At 62.2% G+C, this 16655-nt stretch carries 14 protein-coding genes; all 14 read left to right on the plus strand.

From position 1 onward, the window contains the following. Window positions 1–52: 52 nt before the first annotated feature. Window positions 53–514, plus strand: coding sequence for a hypothetical protein (locus tag ACPDZI_RS01280; RefSeq protein WP_438833872.1), 462 nt, complete (start codon window positions 53–55; stop codon window positions 512–514). Between the two features lie 77 nt (window positions 515–591). Continuing rightward, on the plus strand, window positions 592–1263 hold the full coding sequence (mshB, locus tag ACPDZI_RS01285) for an MSHA fimbrial major subunit MshB (RefSeq protein ID WP_017408812.1): 672 nt from the start codon (window positions 592–594) through the stop codon (window positions 1261–1263). 14 nt (window positions 1264–1277) lie between these two features. Next, complete coding sequence (locus tag ACPDZI_RS01290; protein WP_438833873.1) at window positions 1278–1712, plus strand: prepilin-type N-terminal cleavage/methylation domain-containing protein; 435 nt, start codon at window positions 1278–1280, stop codon at window positions 1710–1712. 47 nt (window positions 1713–1759) lie between these two features. After that, entirely contained in the window at window positions 1760–2251 is a 492-nt protein-coding gene (locus ACPDZI_RS01295) for a type II secretion system protein (protein ID WP_438833874.1), read from the plus strand. Continuing rightward, window positions 2238–2798 carry a type IV pilus modification PilV family protein gene (locus tag ACPDZI_RS01300; RefSeq protein ID WP_076361684.1) on the plus strand — a complete coding sequence of 187 codons (561 nt, stop codon included), beginning with the start codon at window positions 2238–2240 and terminating at the stop codon, window positions 2796–2798. Before ACPDZI_RS01295 ends, ACPDZI_RS01300 begins: the two co-directional genes overlap by 14 nt. Then, complete coding sequence (gene mshO, locus ACPDZI_RS01305; RefSeq protein WP_438833875.1) at window positions 2798–3619, plus strand: MSHA fimbrial biogenesis protein MshO; 822 nt, start codon at window positions 2798–2800, stop codon at window positions 3617–3619. The genes ACPDZI_RS01300 and mshO overlap by 1 nt, the downstream gene beginning before the upstream one ends. Further along, window positions 3609–4070 carry an MSHA biogenesis protein MshP gene (locus ACPDZI_RS01310; protein ID WP_438833876.1) on the plus strand — a complete coding sequence of 154 codons (462 nt, stop codon included), beginning with the start codon at window positions 3609–3611 and terminating at the stop codon, window positions 4068–4070. Before mshO ends, ACPDZI_RS01310 begins: the two co-directional genes overlap by 11 nt. A 2-nt stretch (window positions 4071–4072) precedes the next feature. Then, window positions 4073–7783, plus strand: coding sequence for a DUF6701 domain-containing protein (locus ACPDZI_RS01315; RefSeq protein ID WP_438834542.1), 3711 nt, complete (start codon window positions 4073–4075; stop codon window positions 7781–7783). 203 nt (window positions 7784–7986) lie between these two features. After that, window positions 7987–9027 (plus strand): rod shape-determining protein, encoded by a 1041-nt coding sequence (locus tag ACPDZI_RS01320; protein ID WP_005308111.1) that lies wholly within the window; start codon window positions 7987–7989, stop codon window positions 9025–9027. Between the two features lie 42 nt (window positions 9028–9069). Next, complete coding sequence (mreC, locus tag ACPDZI_RS01325) at window positions 9070–9975, plus strand: rod shape-determining protein MreC (RefSeq protein WP_011704376.1); 906 nt, start codon at window positions 9070–9072, stop codon at window positions 9973–9975. Next, window positions 9975–10460 carry a rod shape-determining protein MreD gene (mreD, locus tag ACPDZI_RS01330; protein WP_005308115.1) on the plus strand — a complete coding sequence of 162 codons (486 nt, stop codon included), beginning with the start codon at window positions 9975–9977 and terminating at the stop codon, window positions 10458–10460. Before mreC ends, mreD begins: the two co-directional genes overlap by 1 nt. 51 nt (window positions 10461–10511) lie before the next feature. Further along, window positions 10512–11099 (plus strand): Maf family protein, encoded by a 588-nt coding sequence (locus tag ACPDZI_RS01335; protein WP_429045108.1) that lies wholly within the window; start codon window positions 10512–10514, stop codon window positions 11097–11099. A 186-nt stretch (window positions 11100–11285) separates the two neighbouring features. Next, window positions 11286–12755 carry a ribonuclease G gene (rng, locus tag ACPDZI_RS01340; RefSeq protein ID WP_011704378.1) on the plus strand — a complete coding sequence of 490 codons (1470 nt, stop codon included), beginning with the start codon at window positions 11286–11288 and terminating at the stop codon, window positions 12753–12755. Next, on the plus strand, window positions 12756–16655 hold the full coding sequence (locus ACPDZI_RS01345; RefSeq protein WP_438833877.1) for a YhdP family protein: 3900 nt from the start codon (window positions 12756–12758) through the stop codon (window positions 16653–16655).

The raw sequence follows: 16655 nt of genomic DNA on the forward strand, positions 1-16655 counted from the left end.
CGGGCAATGAGGTGGGCGGTATGGGTAAGCGGCAGAGCGTGGAGCGAGATGGGTGAGTCGACAGTCACAACAGGATGATCACTGGCTGGGGAGCTATCGGCGGCTGGCCGTGGGGATCCTGTTGCTGATCATGGTGGCGCCCCTGGCCCGAAGCTATCTTGTCCACCGGGAGGACGCGCTGGCCATTAGCCTGACCCTGCTGGGGGAGCAATTTGCCGAGCGTGCACAAAGGTTGCACGGGCTCTGGCTCGATCAGCGGCGTCCCGCCGTGCTGCATGCCGATGGGATGGCCTGGCAGTTTGATGAGCGTGGCTGGCCATTGGGTGCCGGTACAGCGATGACGCCGTCGGAAAACTGCCGCTGGTTGTGGGAGCAACTCATCGGTACCACGGCGTCGACCCAGCCGCCGGTGCAGGTCCTGGCGAGCCTGGATGGCGAAGGGTGCCAGTTCGGCTGGGAGAATAATTGGCTGATTTATCAATTTTCTGACGGCAGAGTGCAGCAAAAGCCCTGAATGAGGCTCATTTTGCGATTCAGTTAAATGATTTTTCTATATCTGCATGAAATAATGCGGGTTATTACGGAGGGTCCATGACAACAACGCGACTGGTACCAAGATATTCCGGTGTGGCGAGTCCCCATCGGGCAGCGGGTTTCTCGTTGATCGAGCTGGTGATCGTCATCGTCATCCTGGGGATCCTGGCGGTCACCGCCTTGCCCCGCTTTCTCGATGTCACGGACGAAGCCAAGAAAGCCAGCGTGGAGGGAGTCTCCGGCGGGTTTGCTACCGGCGTGTCGCTGGTGCGGGCTCAATGGGAGGCCGAAGGGCGCGCCAAGCAGGACAGCCTCAACACCGTGCTCTATGACGGTTCACGCTTCTATCTGACCACGCCGACCGACACCCAGGTCAGCAACGGCGAGCTCTCCCCCGGCTATCCCATGGATACCTCGGCCGGTGGCGGCATCGACGTGGATCCGGCCAACCTGACGGCCCCGCGCTGTCTCAAGATTTGGGAGGGTCTGCTGCAGAACCCGCCCAAGGCTACCGCCAGCTTCAGCGAGGTGCGTGGTAGCGGCAATGACCTGAAATACTATGTCAGTGTGACCAATAACGGCCTGGACTCGGTCTGCCGCTACTATCTGGTCAATAGTTTGAGTAAGGGTAGTGATGGCAAGTATCAGGATCCGCAAGGCAGTACTGATGCATTCATGAGTTTTAGTTACCGTCCGGCTTCCGGTCAGGTGACCACCAATATCAATTGACAGAGGAAAGCAATATGAAAAAACAGGCGGGTTTTACCCTGATCGAACTGGTCATCGTGATCATCATTCTGGGTATCCTGGCAGTGACCGCTGCTCCCAAGTTCCTGAATCTGCAGGATGATGCCAAGAAGTCTGCTGCTCAGGGCGTACAGGCCGCAGTCAGCAGCTCAGCTCAGCTGGTTTACAGCAAGTCAGCACTGGAAGGTAAAGAGCGTGCGAGCAGCGCAGTGGTTACTGGTTCTGACGGTACAGATATTAAAACTGCCTATGGTTATCCGGAAGCAACTGATGATGGGATCAAGAATGCAGTCACAATTGACGGCTCTTGGAGTGGTAAAGTGTCTGGGAACTCCTATGTCTTTTCGACCAGTAGTTCCAAATGTACTGTGAATTACACTGCTGCATCCGAAACTTCCGCAGCAGCGACAACTTTGAACGGTTGTGATTGATAGATAAAAGGCGAGGCCAAGTGCCTCGCCTTTTATAAGAGATTTCAATGCGCAGAGGTTTCACTCTGATTGAACTGGTTATCGTGATCCTGTTGCTGGGGATTCTGGCCGCCTTTGCCGTGCCCAAATTGCTGGGCAAAGGCGGCTTTGAAACCCAAACCCTTCGTGATGAACTGCTGACCAGGCTACGGCTGGTGCAGACCATCAACATGCATGAACCCGCCGATCGCTGTACCCAACTGGTGGTGGAGGCTTCCCGTTTTGCCCATATCACGCTGGCGGCGACCGGCACTGGTTGTCCGGCCCCCGACCCCATGGCCGGCTGGAGCGACAATCAGCGCACCCGTGGCCGCCTTGTGACCCCTTCCGCCGGTCTGGCGGTTTCCCTCAATAACGCCAGCAGTTTCGTGATCCGTTTTGACCAGATGGGAAGACCGCTCGGCAGTTGTGCCACGGGTTGTACCCTGCTGGTGAGCGATGGCCGCGAAACCGGCCGCATCAAGATAGAGTCCGAGGGCTATATCCATGAGAGCCCCTGAGCGCGGTTTTACCCTGATTGAGCTGATCGTCGGCATAGTGCTGCTGGCGGTAGCACTGACCGGCATCCTGGGGCTGTTGATCAACCAGGCTCCCCAGGCGGTGGACCCGGTGCAGCAGGTGCGTGGTGCCCAGCTGGCCCAGCGCCTGGCTGGCGAGATCCAGCAAACATCGTTCGATGAGCGGTCGGATCACAATGGCGGCCGCTATCGCTGCGGTGAGACGGTGGCTGGCGTCACCATCCCCGCCTGCTCGACCAACTATGGTCCAGACGGTGAAGCCACCCCCTACATGTTCAACGACGTGGACGATTTCGATACTGCCGGCAGCTGGAAAGCTGCCAGCTTCTACACCCAGAGCGGCGGCATCATCGCCAGCGACGAGTATCGCAACTATCAAGTCAGGATTGCGGTGAGCCCGGTGGATTTCAGCGATGGCAACTTCAAGAACTGTGCGTCGCCCTGTTCGGTGGGCAAGCGTATCGATCTGCAGGTGCGCCTGCCGGACGAGAGCGTGCTCGACTTCTCCTTCTATCGGGGCAACTACTGATGCGGACGCCGGGCGGTTTTACCCTGATCGAACTGGTGATGGTGATCCTGCTGCTGGGGATCATGGCCACCTTCGCCAGCCAGTTCATCGGCATAGGTACCCAGATCTACGGTGATGCCAGTAGCCGCGAACAGCTGATGAGCGATGCCCGCTTCGCCATGGAGCGGCTCAACCGCGAGGTGCGCGATGCGCTGCCGGGTTCCGAGCGGATTGAAACCCTGGATGGCAGCTGGGATTACAGCGGTCCCTGCCTGCGTTTCTGGCCCATCAGCACCTCCAGCCGCTATCTTGCTCTCAACCGGGCCCAGTCCGGCAGTACATCTACCCTGGAACTGGTGATGGCGACTCCTGCCTCGGCCGTCGATCCCATGAGTCAGGATGCCAATGCGGTCAAGGTAGGGGACCTGATGGTGGTCTTCCCGCTGCCGACGTCAGCAGCCGGCTCGCTGGTCAATGGCTGTGAATATGGCCGCTGTGTCGCCTGGGTCACCGAGGTGCTGGCGCCGGTATCGGGGGCGCAGACCGTTCGCTATACCAGTGGTGAGACCCTGGCCGGGATCTCGCCCGGCAGCCGGGTTTATTTTGCCAATCAGCAGGTACGCTACTGCGTGGAAGGCAGTACGATGACGCGAGCCAGTGCCGCGATCGGAGCCCCTGTTGCAACGGGTGTGCTGATGGCCGAGTCGCTTCGTGCCGGCAACTTCTATCGAGAGGTCTCGGCCTTCAATGCTGAAGGGGCCTTCGGCGTGCGGCTGGTGTTCGAACGAAAGGGCGAAGCGGTCACCTTCAACCACAAGCTAGGGGTCTTCAATGTTCCCTGAGCGGCGCCAGAGCAAGAAGATGGGGGGCACTGCCCTGATGATCGCCCTGTTCGTGATCGTGGTGATGGCCATGTTGGCGGCAGCCATGGGGCGCTTTTTGCTCGACAGCAGCGAGAAGAATACGGTGGAGGTGCGTAGCGTGCGTGCCTTGTTGGCGGCCCAGAGCGGGCTGGAAGTGGCGCTCTATCGACTGTTCCCAAATCGACAGGCAGCCCAGCCACCTGCGATGTGCGAGCTCAGCAAGACGATCAGCTTCACCGGCAATCCGGGGCTGGTCGACTGCCAGGCGGTGGTGCAGTGCCGCACCGTGACCACGACCTACAACGGCGTGACGAGCACCGGCTACCGGCTCGAGAGCGTCGGTAGCTGTGGCGACGACAATCTAGATGGCGCCAGTCCAGACTTCAGGGTGAGCCGTACCCTGATGGTCGAAGCGTATGACGGAGGCTGATGATGAAATGGTTGTGGGCGCTGGCCCTCTTCACTAGCCAGGTCTGGGCGTTCGATCCCATCGATACCGGCTCGCTCTTCCCGGCCGTGGTGCAGGGCCACCATGGTGACAGCAGTACTGCCTGCTACCAAATAAACGGCTACCAACTGGGCCAGCTCAACAACGCCAAGATCAATGGCAGCGGCGGGCTGCCACTCAACTTCTGCTCCATCCAGCCGGATCAGAACAATACGCGGCGCTGCGACGACGGCGTGGGTGGCTACAAGGTCTGTACCGTCACCGGCAGCGACATTCGGGGGCTGGCGCTGAGTGGCAACAACGTGTTCCCCTCCAACAGTGCCAATACGGTCCAGACCTGTTCGTCCGGCTCGCAGAGTGCTTCCAGCGCAGCCTATGACACCATGACGGTGGAAAACTGCACCATGACTTTCCCCAGTCGCAGCACCTATCAGTTCAAAACGCTGACGGTGCGCAACAACGCGACCCTGGTGCTGGGCGAGGGGGATTACTTCATCGACCGCCTCAACCTGGACAACGGCTCCATCCGTCTTTCAGGCAGTGGGACCACCCGGATCTTCGTCAATCAGGACGTGAAGCTGGTCAATACGGTCAACATCAACGCCAACAACCAGGGCAGCCTCATCTGGGTTAACTACAACAACATGGTGATCGACAACAGCACCACGTTTTATGGTTACCTCTATACCGACGGGCTGCTCAGCATGAACAACAATGCCACCGTCTATGGCAAGGTGACGGCCGGCTATCTGAAGATGGATGCCCAGTCCAGCATCAATACGGCGGTGCTGCCACCCATGCTGACCTGCTTCGCCGATGGCTTCGACAGCGCCCAGATCAACCCGGACAGCTGGGTGGTGGCCCAGCGCAACAACAGCACCCTGCCATCGGTACAAAACGGCCGCCTGCGCCTCACCCAGAACGTCACCAATCAGGCTACTTCGGCTACCTTCCAGCGCCTCTTCCCGGGGGCCGGCAACCTGGTGACGGTCGAATTCGATCAATATGCCTACAAGACTTCCGGTACGAGCGGGGCGGACGGCATGGCGGTGGTGCTCTCGGATGCCACCCTGACGCCGCAGCCAGGTGCTTTTGGCGGCCCGCTGGGTTATGGCTACAAGACCGGGATCAGCGGTTTTGCCGGCGGCTGGCTCGGGGTGGGGCTCGACGAGTACGGCAACTATGCCAACGAGGGGGGAAGTACCAACCTGGGGTCGCGGCCGCAGGCGGTCTCCATCCGTGGTTCGGGGTCGGGCACCTCGGGTTATCGTTATCTGACGGGGACGGCCAGCAACCTGAATCCGCCCGTCGACAGCGGTACCAACAGCAATCGCCCCCATCGCTATCGCATCACGGTCGACTCCCGCTCCGCAGGCAACTCGCTGGCCACCGTCGAGCGGGATACCGGCGCGGGCTACAGCACCCTGGTCGGCCCCATCAACATGACGAGCCAGACTGGTCAAGCGGCGGTGCCGACCAACTTCCTGCTCTCCCTGACCGGCTCCACCGGTTCGGTGACCAACTTCCACGAGATCGACAACGTGCGGATCTGCGCCCTGCGCTCCAGCCCGGTGGGTACCCAGATCGATCACTTCGAATTTGACCACAGTGGCAATGCGCTGACCTGCAACCCGGAAACCCTTACCATCCGGGCCTGCGCCAATCCGGATTGCAGCCAGTTGATCACCGATCAGGTCAGCGCCAGTCTGCTTCCTGCCAGCAGTACCAGTGGCGGCTGGATCGGGGGCAATGTGGTCAGTTTCAGCGGCGGCACCACCACGTTGCAGCTCAGAAACAACACTGCCGGGTCGGTTACCGTGGGCGTCAGCGGCTCGACGCCCTCGACCAAACCGCTCAGCACCACCCTCTGCCGGTCGGGCGGCGGGGCGCTCAGCAGCGCCGCCTGCACCCTCAACTTTGCCGACAGCGGCTTCGTCTTTGACGTGCCAGACACCTACTCGAACCAGCCGCAGACGGTGGCCATCAAGGCGGTCAAGAAGAGCGACGTGACCAAGCAGTGCGTGCCGGGTTTTGCCAATCAGAGCAAGAGTGTCAAGTTCTGGAGCAGCTATGTTTCGCCGGCCAGCAATAGCTTCAACAGCGGAATGAGCGTCAACAACACCCTGATCGGCTCCAGCCAGGGTAATGCCACCGCGTTTTCCCTCAACTTCGATGCCCAGGGACAGTCGAGCATCACGGTCAAGTATCCGGATGCCGGCAAGGTCCAGCTGGATGCTCGCTACGACGGCACGGGCAATGAAGCGGGGCTGGTGATGCTCGGTTCGGATCAGTTTGTAGCGCGTCCGGTCGGCTTGTGCATTACACCCCCGCAAGGCGTCTGTGCGGCAGGGGACAGCAGTTGCCCGGTGTTCAAGAAGGCGGGAGACACCTTCCAGGTAGATATCAAGGCGATGGCTTGGGAATCTGCCAACGATGGGGATATCTGTGCCGGAAATCAGACCACTCCCAACTTTGTCCTGCCCAAGATTGCCCTGGGCAGCACCCTGGTCGCGCCAAACCCCGGCACCAATGCCACGGTGGGAACGGCTACCTATAACCATGTTCCCGCGAGCAACAGCCTCAACAGTGTCACCCAGACGGTGAGCGAGGTGGGGGTGTTCAGGATGACGGCGACGCCACCGGTGGCAACGCCGCCAGAGGGAAGCACTGTATCTACGGGTTATTTCGGCTACACCATCCCTCCCGCCAGCAGCGCGCCAGTGGGACGCTTCGTACCCTGGGACTTTAATCTGTTCAGCGGGACCGTGACCCCCGCCTGTGGTGGTTTCAGCTACATGAGTCAGCCGTTTGGCGTGAAGATGCGCCTGCAGGCTCGCAACAAGCAGGGTGGGGTGACTCTTAATTACCGCGACGCCTTTGCCAGAGGGCTGGTCTATCTGGTCGCTGCCGACAACAAGGACGGCGTCGATCGAACCGATAGGATCGGCAGCCTGGTGACCAACTGGCAGGCTGGCGAAGTCATTTTCGATGGCAGCAGCCGGTTTGCCCGCTTGGCAGAGCGGACGCCGTCGCTTACCACGCCGGAAGAGCCCTTTTTCAAGCTGCGATTCGGGTTGCGTGTCATCGATGGTGAAAACCCGTCGATCACGACCCTGACCGGAATGAACATGAACACAGGCGTGTCGGGTGACTGCCAGGTCGGTGTGACCTGCAATGCGAAGCTGCTGAGCATCCCGGCAGTGGTTGATGACACCATGGTTGCCTACTACGGCAGAGTGCTGGCCGGCACGGATCGTGGAGCCGCCAGCGAGCCGCTGTCGCTCTCCTTGCTGATGCAGTACTACCAGAACGGCGCCTGGAGCCGCAATGAGGCAGATGTGTGCAGCACGCTCTCGCTGGCCAATGACGGTGTGCTCTTTACCAATGATACCCAGCACTATGATGCGGCCAGTGGCGATCTGGTGTTGGGAGCGGCGGCCAGGATCAGAGTGGGACTGGGAGCCCCTTCGCCAGGGGCCGTCGTAGGGAAGGCCGACAAGGGTGAGTTGCTATTCCACTTTGCTGCTCCTCAGTTCGCGGTACGCGTGCCATATCGCATCGTGCTGGAAAAACAACCGCAACAGCCGCGTTGGCTGGCCGATCCGGGTGACTCGAACAGCCTGCTGGGTGAGGCCATCTTCGGCTCCAGCCGGGGTAATGACAGAATTATTTATCGGCGCGAAGTGATGCACTGAGCGGGGAGTTGGGGCGGATCAGTCAACTTCGCCCCCTATCCCCTTGTTTATTAGCGTTTGTCGGCTTGTGCGGGTGAGTGATGACTCGCATTTTTGTCGCGCCCGATGGGTTGGCGACAGTTTGAGCGCTTGCCGATTGGGGTGGGCATTGGTAAAGTTAGCCGGTTTTCTGCACCTCCAAATTCTTAGGATTTCCCGTAGCCATGTTCAAAAAGCTCAGAGGCGTCTTTTCCAACGATCTGTCGATCGACTTGGGAACTGCCAACACCCTGATCTATGTAAAAGATCAAGGGATCGTCCTTAACGAACCCTCAGTTGTCGCCATTCGCCAAGAGCGCGGGAACGCCAAATCGGTCGCTGCCGTCGGCCATGCCGCCAAGCAGATGCTGGGTCGTACCCCTGGTAACATCTCCGCCATTCGCCCGATGAAAGACGGCGTGATCGCCGATTTCTACGTGACCGAGAAGATGCTGCAGCACTTCATCAAGCAGGTTCACGACAACAACTATTTCCGCCCCAGCCCGCGTGTGCTGGTGTGTGTACCGTGTGGCTCCACTCAGGTTGAGCGTCGCGCCATCAAGGAATCCGCTCTGGGGGCCGGTGCCCGCGAGGTCTACCTGATCGACGAGCCTATGGCTGCCGCCATCGGTGCCGGCCTGCCGGTCTCCGAAGCGACCGGTTCCATGGTGGTTGATATCGGTGGTGGTACTACCGAAGTGGCCATCATCTCCCTGAACGGTGTGGTTTACTCCCAGTCCGTCCGTATCGGCGGCGACAAGTTCGATGAAGCCATCATCAGCTACGTGCGTCGCAACTACGGCAGCCTGATCGGTGAAGCTACTGCCGAGCGCATCAAGCACGAGATCGGCTCCGCCTATCCGGGCGAAGAGGTGCGCGAGATCGAAGTACGTGGTCGCAACCTGGCTGAAGGTGTGCCGCGCAGCTTCACCCTGAACTCCAACGAGATCCTGGAAGCGCTGCAAGAGCCGCTGTCCGGCATCGTCTCCGCCGTGATGGTGGCGCTGGAGCAGTCTCCGCCCGAGCTGGCCTCCGACATCTCCGAGCGCGGCATGGTGCTGACCGGTGGTGGTGCCCTGCTGAAGGATATCGACCGTCTGCTGATGGAAGAGACCGGCATCCCGGTGGTGGTTGCCGAAGATCCGCTGACTTGCGTGGCCCGTGGTGGCGGCAAGGCACTGGAGCTGATCGATATGCACGGTGGCGATCTGTTCCACTACGAATAAGACCCAAAGCCGGCCAGCGTGCCGGCTCTTTTTTGACGACCCATGAAACCCATTTTTGGTAGAGGCCCTTCGCTTCAGTTACGGTTGTTTCTCGCCGTCATCATCTCCATTGCTGCCATCGTAGCGGACTCCCGCTTCGGTGTGTTCAGCCACGTCCGCGTCTACCTCAGTTCGCTCGTCAGCCCGCTGCAATACATGGCCAATGCGCCGGGTATCATGCTCGATACCATGTCGACCCAGGTGCAGACCCGGGCCGGCCTCATCGAGCAGACCAAGCAGCAGGAACAACAGCTGTTCACCCTGCGCTCGCGCCTGCTCAAGATGGATCATCTGGAGCACGAGAACCAGCGTCTGCGCGAGCTGCTGGGTTCGCCGGTGCACAAGGAGTCCCGCAAGATGGTGGCCGAGCTGCTGTCGGTGGACTCCGACCCCTTCAGCCATCAGGTGCTGATCAACAAGGGGGCGCTGGACGGTGTCTACAACGGCCAGCCGGTGATCAACGATCAGGGGGTGATCGGTCAGGTGCTGCACGTGGGTTCCACCACCAGCCGCGTCCTGCTGATCACCGACTCCAGCCATGGCATCCCGGTGCGGGTGCTGCGCAACGACTTGCGCGCCATTGCCTCCGGCAGCGGCGAGCTCGACAAGCTGGAGCTGCGCAACCTGCCGCGCAATACCGACGTGCAGGTCGGCGATCTGCTGGTCACCTCGGGCCTGGGCGGCCGCTTCCCGGAAGGTTATCCGGTGGCGACCGTGACCCGCTCCGACTACGTGGAGGGCAAGCCCTTCGCCCAGGTCGAGGCCAAGCCGCTGGTGGCGCTGGACCGCTTGCGCTATCTGCTGCTGCTGTGGACCGACAAGAAACCGGAAGTGCATGACGATGAAGAGGCGCCGACCCCTGCGGCAGCCCCGGCTGCGGCACCTTCGGCTGCGGGAGCGACGCGCTGATGTTACAACCCGCCAGCGGCAGGATCTGGATCTGGATCTCGATCCTGCTGGCCCTTAGCCTGTCGATCCTGCCGCTTCCTTTCCAACTCGAACCCTTCCGGCCGGACTGGCTCGCCATGGTGCTCATCTACTGGGCGCTGGCGCTGCCACACCGGACCAACGTCGGCACCGCCTGGGTGGCGGGCCTGCTGCTGGATGTGCTGCTCGGCAGCACCCTCGGCGTGCGGGCCATGGCGATGGCCATCACCACCTATCTGGCGGCGTTCCAGTTCCAGAAGATCCGCAACTTCTCCCTCTGGCAACAGGCGCTGATCATCGGCTGCCTCTCGCTGGTGGGCAAGGTGACCATCTTCTGGGCTGAGCACCTGTTTAGCCGCGCCAGCCTCAATTTCGCCTACTTTTGGTCGACCCTGAGTACGATGCTAATATGGCCCTGGGTTTTCCTGGTCTTGCGCAAGGTGCGCCGGCGCTTCAATATCAAGTGAATATGAGTAAAAACAACGTATTGTAACCGTACCCTGGCTCGCGAAATGATTATGAACAAGCACAACGAACTGCAACTCTATCTTGCCTCGGGCTCACCCCGCCGTCATGAACTGCTGACCCAGCTGGGCTATCGCTTCGAGGTGCTCAAGCTGGATGTGCCGGAACAACGGGAAGAGGGCGAGAAGCCCCAGGACTATGTCTGCCGGCTGGCCCGTGACAAGGCCATGGCAGGTGTGGCCGCTGCCCCCACGGTACTGCCGGTGCTGGGCGCCGACACCATAGTGGTGCTAGGGGAGCGGGTGCTGGAGAAACCGTCCGACCTGCTCGACGCCAAGGACATGCTGGAGGCGCTCTCCGGCAAGGTGCATCAGGTGATGACGGCGGTGGCGCTGGCCACCCCGGAGCGCTGCGACGTGCGACTGGTCACTACCAACGTGGCGTTTCGCAAGCTGGACGAGGCCGAAATCGAGGCTTACTGGCGCACGGGTGAGCCCTGTGACAAGGCCGGTGCCTATGCAATTCAAGGCATTGCCGGCAAGTTCGTCAGCCGCATCGAGGGGAGCTACAGCGCCGTGGTCGGCCTGCCCCTGCTGGAAACCGACCTGCTGATCAAGCATCATCTGGAACAGTCCCGGTAATCCAACCGCTGCCTTGTTGCGCAGGGCCGGTTCCGCGAACCGCTCGCAGCAAGGCGATCAGAATTTGAAGCCATCACAGGCAAGGCATAGGTCGGTGACATGCACCGGCTGTTTCTTACTGCGTTACTCACCGGGCACGTGCCGGTTTGGCTGCCAGAATTTAAAACTAGAAAGGCAAGGTAACTTATGTCGGTAGAACTGCTGGTAAACGTCACCCCCTCCGAAACCCGGGTTGCCCTGGTCGAGAACGGTCTGCTGCAGGAAGTGCACGTGGAGCGTCAGGCCAAGCGCGGCATCGTGGGCAACATCTACAAAGGCAAGATCAGCCGGGTGCTGCCCGGCATGCAGGCGGCTTTCGTCGATATCGGCATGGACAAGGCGGCCTTCCTGCACGCCTCCGACATAGTGCCGCACACCGAGTGCGTGGCGGTGAAGGAGAAGGAGCAGTTCCAGGCCGGCAACATCGCCGAGCTGGTGCGCCAGGGGCAGGACATCATGGTGCAGGTGGTGAAAGACCCGCTGGGCACCAAGGGCGCCCGCCTCACCACCGACATCACCCTGCCGTCCCGCTATCTGGTGTTCATGCCTGGCAGTGCCCACGTCGGCGTCTCCCAGCGCATCGAGTCCGAGGCGGAGCGCGAGCGCCTCAAGCGCACCGTGGCCGGCTATGTGGACGAGCTGGGTGGCTACATCATCCGCACCGCCGCCGAAGGGGTGGGTGAGCAGGAGCTGGAGCAGGATGCCGCTTTCTTGAAGCGCCTGTGGCGCAAGATCCTGGAGCGCAAGCAAAAGTACCCGCCCTGCAAGATCCTCTACGAGGATCCCAGCCTGGCCTTTCGGGTTGTGCGCGACTTCGTCGGGGCCGAGCTCGACAAGATCCGGGTCGACTCGCGCCAGAGCTTCGATCAGCTCAAGCGCTTCACCGAGGAGTACGTGCCTGAGCTGGCCAACAAGCTGGAGTACTACTCCGGCGAGTCGCCGATCTTCGATCTCTACGACGTGGAGAACGAGATCCAGCGGGCGCTGGAGCGCAAGGTGGAGCTCAAATCCGGCGGCTACCTCATCATCGACCAGACCGAAGCCATGACCACGGTGGACATCAACACCGGGGCCTTCGTCGGCCATCGCAACCTGGAAGAGACCATCTTCAACACCAACGTCGAGGCGACGGCGGCCATCGCCCGTCACCTGCGCCTGCGCAACCTCGGCGGCATCATCATCATCGACTTCATCGACATGCAGTCCGAGGATCACCGCCGGCGGGTGCTGCACAGTCTGGAGCAGGCGCTGTCGAAGGACCGCGCCAAGACCAACGTCAACGGCTTCTCCCAGCTCGGCCTGGTGGAGATGACCCGCAAGCGCACCCGCGAGAGCCTGGAGCACGTGCTCTGCTCCGAGTGTCCCGAGTGCAAGGGGCGCGGTCGGGTCAAGACGGTGGAGTCGGTCTGCTTCGAGATCCTGCGGGAGATCATCCGGGTCAACCGGGCCTACGACGCGGATCAGTTCACCGTCTACGCCGCCCCGGCGGTGGCCGACTACCTGCGGGGCGAGGAGTCCCACAGCCTGGCCGAACTGGAAGTGTTCATCGGCAAGCAGGTCAGGGTGGTCAGCGAGCCCCTCTGCGGGCAGGAGCAATTCGACGTGGTGATGATGTAATTGGTCTATCGCTGGCTGAGTCGGGGCTGGTTGGCCCTCGGGGTCTTCTTCGTGCTGCTGGCCATCCTGGTCAGCCTGGTGCGCTTTGGCGGTCCCTTGCTCAATCAGCACCGTCAGGCGCTGCTCAATACCCTGCTGGCCGACAGCAAGCTGGAGGCCAGCGTCGATCGCATCGGGCTGGACTGGACCCAGCGCGGCCCGGCCCTCGAGCTGCAGCAACTGGTGATCGCGCCGAACTCGGGCCGCTTCGCCCTGCGTCTTGGCAAGGTGTGGGCCCACCTCGACTTCTGGCGCTCCCTCAACGAACTCAAGCCGGTATTTGGCCAGCTGATCCTGAGCGATGGCGACATAGCGCTGGATCTGGGCCAGCCCGCGGAGCCGGAAACCGGCAACGGCAGCGACCAGCAGCAGGCCCTGCTGCGCTTTCTGCTGACCCAGCTCTCCACCTTCGATATTCACGACACCCGCCTCAGCCTCACCACGGCGCTGGGGGAGGTGCGTGCCCTCGACATCGCCCAGCTGCGCTGGCAGAACCGTGGCAAGCGCCATCAGGGGGTCGGCAAGGCCTATCTCATCAACGGGGTGGGCGAGAGCACCCTCGATCTCATCGTCGACGTAGATGCCCCCCAAGTGCGGCTCGATCGGCTCAAGGGTCAGCTCTACTTGGGGGCCCGCCAGCTCGACATCAGCCCCATGCTGGCCCGTACCCACTCAGGGAAGCCCAAGGTGAGCGGCCAGCTCGACTTTCAGCTCTGGAGCGAGTTCAAGGCCGGTCAGCTGGGGGATTCGTTGCTGGCGTTCGGCGACAACTATCTGATCTGGCAGGATGAAAAACAGGGTGACCTGCACCGGCTCGGGCTGCAGGGGGGCAAGATCCAGCTGCGCCGGGACGGCAAGGAGTGGCAGTTTGCCAGCCACGACGTCACCTTCAAACTCGACGGCAAGCCCTGGCTGCACAGCCGGTTGCAGCTCGAGCGGGTCGGCGATCGCATTCAGGGTTATGTACCGGCCATCGATTTGGACCAGATCGCCAACCTGAGTCAGCTGGTGTCGGGGATCTATCCCGAGCTGACCGAGACCCTCAAGCGCACCCGCCCGACCGGCAAGATCCAGGATCTGATCCTGCTGGCGGATGCCGGCTGGCAGGGGCTCTCCGTCAGCGGCCAGCTGTCCCACATCCGGGTCAACGCCTGGCACGACGTGCCCGGCGTGCGCGACCTCAACGGTGAGTTCTGGCTCACCCCGACCGGCGGCAGCGCCCGGCTGCAACTGGCAAACGATGCCATAGACCCGGCCCGCCACTTCAAGGAGCCGATCCCCATCGACAGCTTCTCGGCGCGGCTCGACTGGTGGCAGGTGGCGCAGGGCTGGGTGCTCTATGGCCAGGATCTGGTGCTGGACAACCCGGACTTGAGCCTCGCCAGCCGCTTTCGGCTCGATCTGTTCGAGCACCCCTTCCTCGCCCTGACCGGTCGCATCGACGTCAAGAATGCGGGCAATGCGGATCGTTACTATCCGCTGCAGGTGATGGACAAGAGCCTGGTGGATTACCTGAGCGGGGCCATCAAGGGGGGCAAGGCCAAGGGGGCTGACCTGCTCTGGTACGGCGAGTTCCGCGACTTCCCCTACCGCAAGGGCGAGGGCATCTTCCAGGTGGCGGTGCCGTTGGAGCAGGCCTCTTACGAATTCTTCCCCGGTTGGCAACCGCTTACCGACCTGCAGATCGATCTGTTGTTCCAGAATGCCAGCCTCGACATGAACAGCCGCGCCACCCAGCTCGGCAAGGCCAGCTCCGACTCGGTGCACGCCTGGATTCCGGACCTCTATCCGGGGGCTCACCTCTACGTGGACGCCAAGGTTGAGGGCGAGGGCAAGGCCATCAGCGACTACCTGCAGGACTCGCCGCTCGGCGGCTCGGTCGGTCAGGCGCTGCGGGAGGTGGAGATCCGCGGCCCCATGAAGGGCTCGGTGAAGCTGGATATTCCGCTGGATGGCGAGAGCGAGGTCAAGGCCAGCGGCGACGCCCTGTTCAGCAACAACAAGGTACGGGTCACCAGCCTAGATCTGCCGCTGGAGCAGGTGCAGGGGCGGCTCGAGTATGACAACGAGCAGACCCGCTTCAGCAACCTCAAGGCGAGCCTGTGGAACCAGCCGCTCACCCTCGACTATCAGGGCCGCCAGCAGCCCAATCGCTATCAGGTCGATCTCAAGTTCAAGGGGCTGTGGGACAGCCGCCGCCAGCGTCAGGACATCCCGGCGCTGGACATCCTCAAGGGACGCGGCAACTGGGCCGGCAGCCTGGGGCTGACCCTGCCGAGCGATCAGCCGTTCAGCTTCCAGCTGGCGCTCGACTCCAACCTGCAGGGCATGGGGCTGGATCTGCCAGCGCCGCTCGCCAAGGCGGCCGGCAGCCGGCTGCCGCTCAAGGTGACCGCCCGTGGCCGCGACGGCAGTGCCGACATCCGCGCCGTGCTGGGGGCCGACGTGGATATGCAGAGCCGGCTGGTGTACGGCGACGGCGTGCCCTACCTCAGCCGGGTGCGGGTGGACGTGGGGCAGCCCGGCGCCCGGGTGATGCGCGACCGGCCCATGCTGCTTGCCATCAACCAGCAGCAGGCCGACGTGGCCGGCTGGCTGGCCCGTCTCAAGCAGTGGCTGCCGGCCAGCACGGCGCCGAGCGGCAATGCGGTGGTGGGCCCCTCTTTCTTGCCGCAAGAGTGGTGGGTGGACGGCCGCCTGGCCCGCGCCGACATCGGCAGCGCCAACCTCAAGGCGGTGCACTTCACCGTAGGGCCGGTCAATCAGGCCACCGAGGTGATGATCGACAGCCCGGACGTGATGGGGGTGGTGCGCCTGCCGGTGTCCGAGCGTCAGCCCATCGACGCCAAATTTGCCCGCATCCACTGGTCCGGCAAAAGTTCGGATCTGAGCCCGGATCCCGATGCCAGACAGGACAGAGCCATCATGGATGCCATCCCCTGGCTCACCTTCAGCTGCGTGGATTGCCGTTTCGGCGAACTACCGCTGGGCGAGGTGAAGGGGGAGCTGATCCCGGGAGCCGACAAGCTGAGCCTCAAGGGGCTGGAGATGCGGCTGGCGGGCAGCCAGCTGAACGGCAGCGCCGAGTGGCTGGCCGGAGTGGACGGCATGCAGACCCGCGCCCGCGCCCACATCAGCAGCAACAACAGCGAGCTGCTGCTCAAGCGGCTCGGCTACACCTCGCCCATCGGCGATGCGCCCGGCAAGATGGCGCTGGATCTGAACTGGCGCGATGTGCCCTACCGGCCCAACGTGCCGACCCTGACCGGCACCGCTGACTATCAGCTGGAAGGCGGCACCCTGCGCGAAGTCAACGACAAGGGGGCGCGACTGCTCTCCCTGCTCAGCCTGGATTCATTGCTGCGCAAGCTGCGCCTCGATTTTCGTGACGTGTTCGACAAGGGCTTCTACTTCGAGTCCATGTCGGCCTCCGCCAAGATCAAGCAGGGGGTGGTGGACAACCGCGACTTCTACATGAAGGGGGCGGCCGGCAACCTGCGCGGCGAGGGTATCGCCGATCTGGTGCGCTGGCGGCTCGACTACGAGCTGAGCTTCTCCCCCAACCTGGGCGGCACCCTGCCGGTGGTGGCGGCCTTCTCGCTGACCCCGATCACCGGGCTCTACGTGCTGGCGCTCTCCAAACTGCTGGAGCCGGTGGTGGACGTGGTCACCCGCATCGATTTTCGGGTCTCCGGCCCGCTCGACGATCCCAAGCTGATCGAGGCGGGACGGGATCGGGCCCGCATCAAGCTCAACCAGCAGCAGAAGGAGGCGGTCGACGCGGTGGCCCCCAACCTGCCGACGCAGGAGGTGACCCCCTTCCTGCTGACCCCCAAACACGCGGGGCCCGCCCAGCGCTGA

The sequence above is a fragment of the Aeromonas oralensis genome (assembly GCF_049665575.1).
GTDB lineage: Bacteria > Pseudomonadota > Gammaproteobacteria > Enterobacterales > Aeromonadaceae > Aeromonas > Aeromonas hydrophila.

Bases quoted from the DNA above. Each gene is read 5' to 3' on its own strand.
- mshB (WP_017408812.1), top strand. From the start codon at position 592: ATGACAACAACGCGACTGGTACCAAGATATTCCGGTGTGGCGAGTCCC.
- ACPDZI_RS01290 (WP_438833873.1), top strand. From the start codon at position 1,278: ATGAAAAAACAGGCGGGTTTTACCCTGATCGAACTGGTCATCGTGATC.
- ACPDZI_RS01295 (WP_438833874.1), top strand. From the start codon at position 1,760: ATGCGCAGAGGTTTCACTCTGATTGAACTGGTTATCGTGATCCTGTTG.
- ACPDZI_RS01300 (WP_076361684.1), top strand. From the start codon at position 2,238: ATGAGAGCCCCTGAGCGCGGTTTTACCCTGATTGAGCTGATCGTCGGC.
- mshO (WP_438833875.1), top strand. From the start codon at position 2,798: ATGCGGACGCCGGGCGGTTTTACCCTGATCGAACTGGTGATGGTGATC.
- ACPDZI_RS01310 (WP_438833876.1), top strand. From the start codon at position 3,609: ATGTTCCCTGAGCGGCGCCAGAGCAAGAAGATGGGGGGCACTGCCCTG.
- ACPDZI_RS01315 (WP_438834542.1), top strand. From the start codon at position 4,073: ATGAAATGGTTGTGGGCGCTGGCCCTCTTCACTAGCCAGGTCTGGGCG.
- ACPDZI_RS01320 (WP_005308111.1), top strand. From the start codon at position 7,987: ATGTTCAAAAAGCTCAGAGGCGTCTTTTCCAACGATCTGTCGATCGAC.
- mreC (WP_011704376.1), top strand. From the start codon at position 9,070: ATGAAACCCATTTTTGGTAGAGGCCCTTCGCTTCAGTTACGGTTGTTT.
- mreD (WP_005308115.1), top strand. From the start codon at position 9,975: ATGTTACAACCCGCCAGCGGCAGGATCTGGATCTGGATCTCGATCCTG.
- ACPDZI_RS01335 (WP_429045108.1), top strand. From the start codon at position 10,512: ATGAACAAGCACAACGAACTGCAACTCTATCTTGCCTCGGGCTCACCC.
- rng (WP_011704378.1), top strand. From the start codon at position 11,286: ATGTCGGTAGAACTGCTGGTAAACGTCACCCCCTCCGAAACCCGGGTT.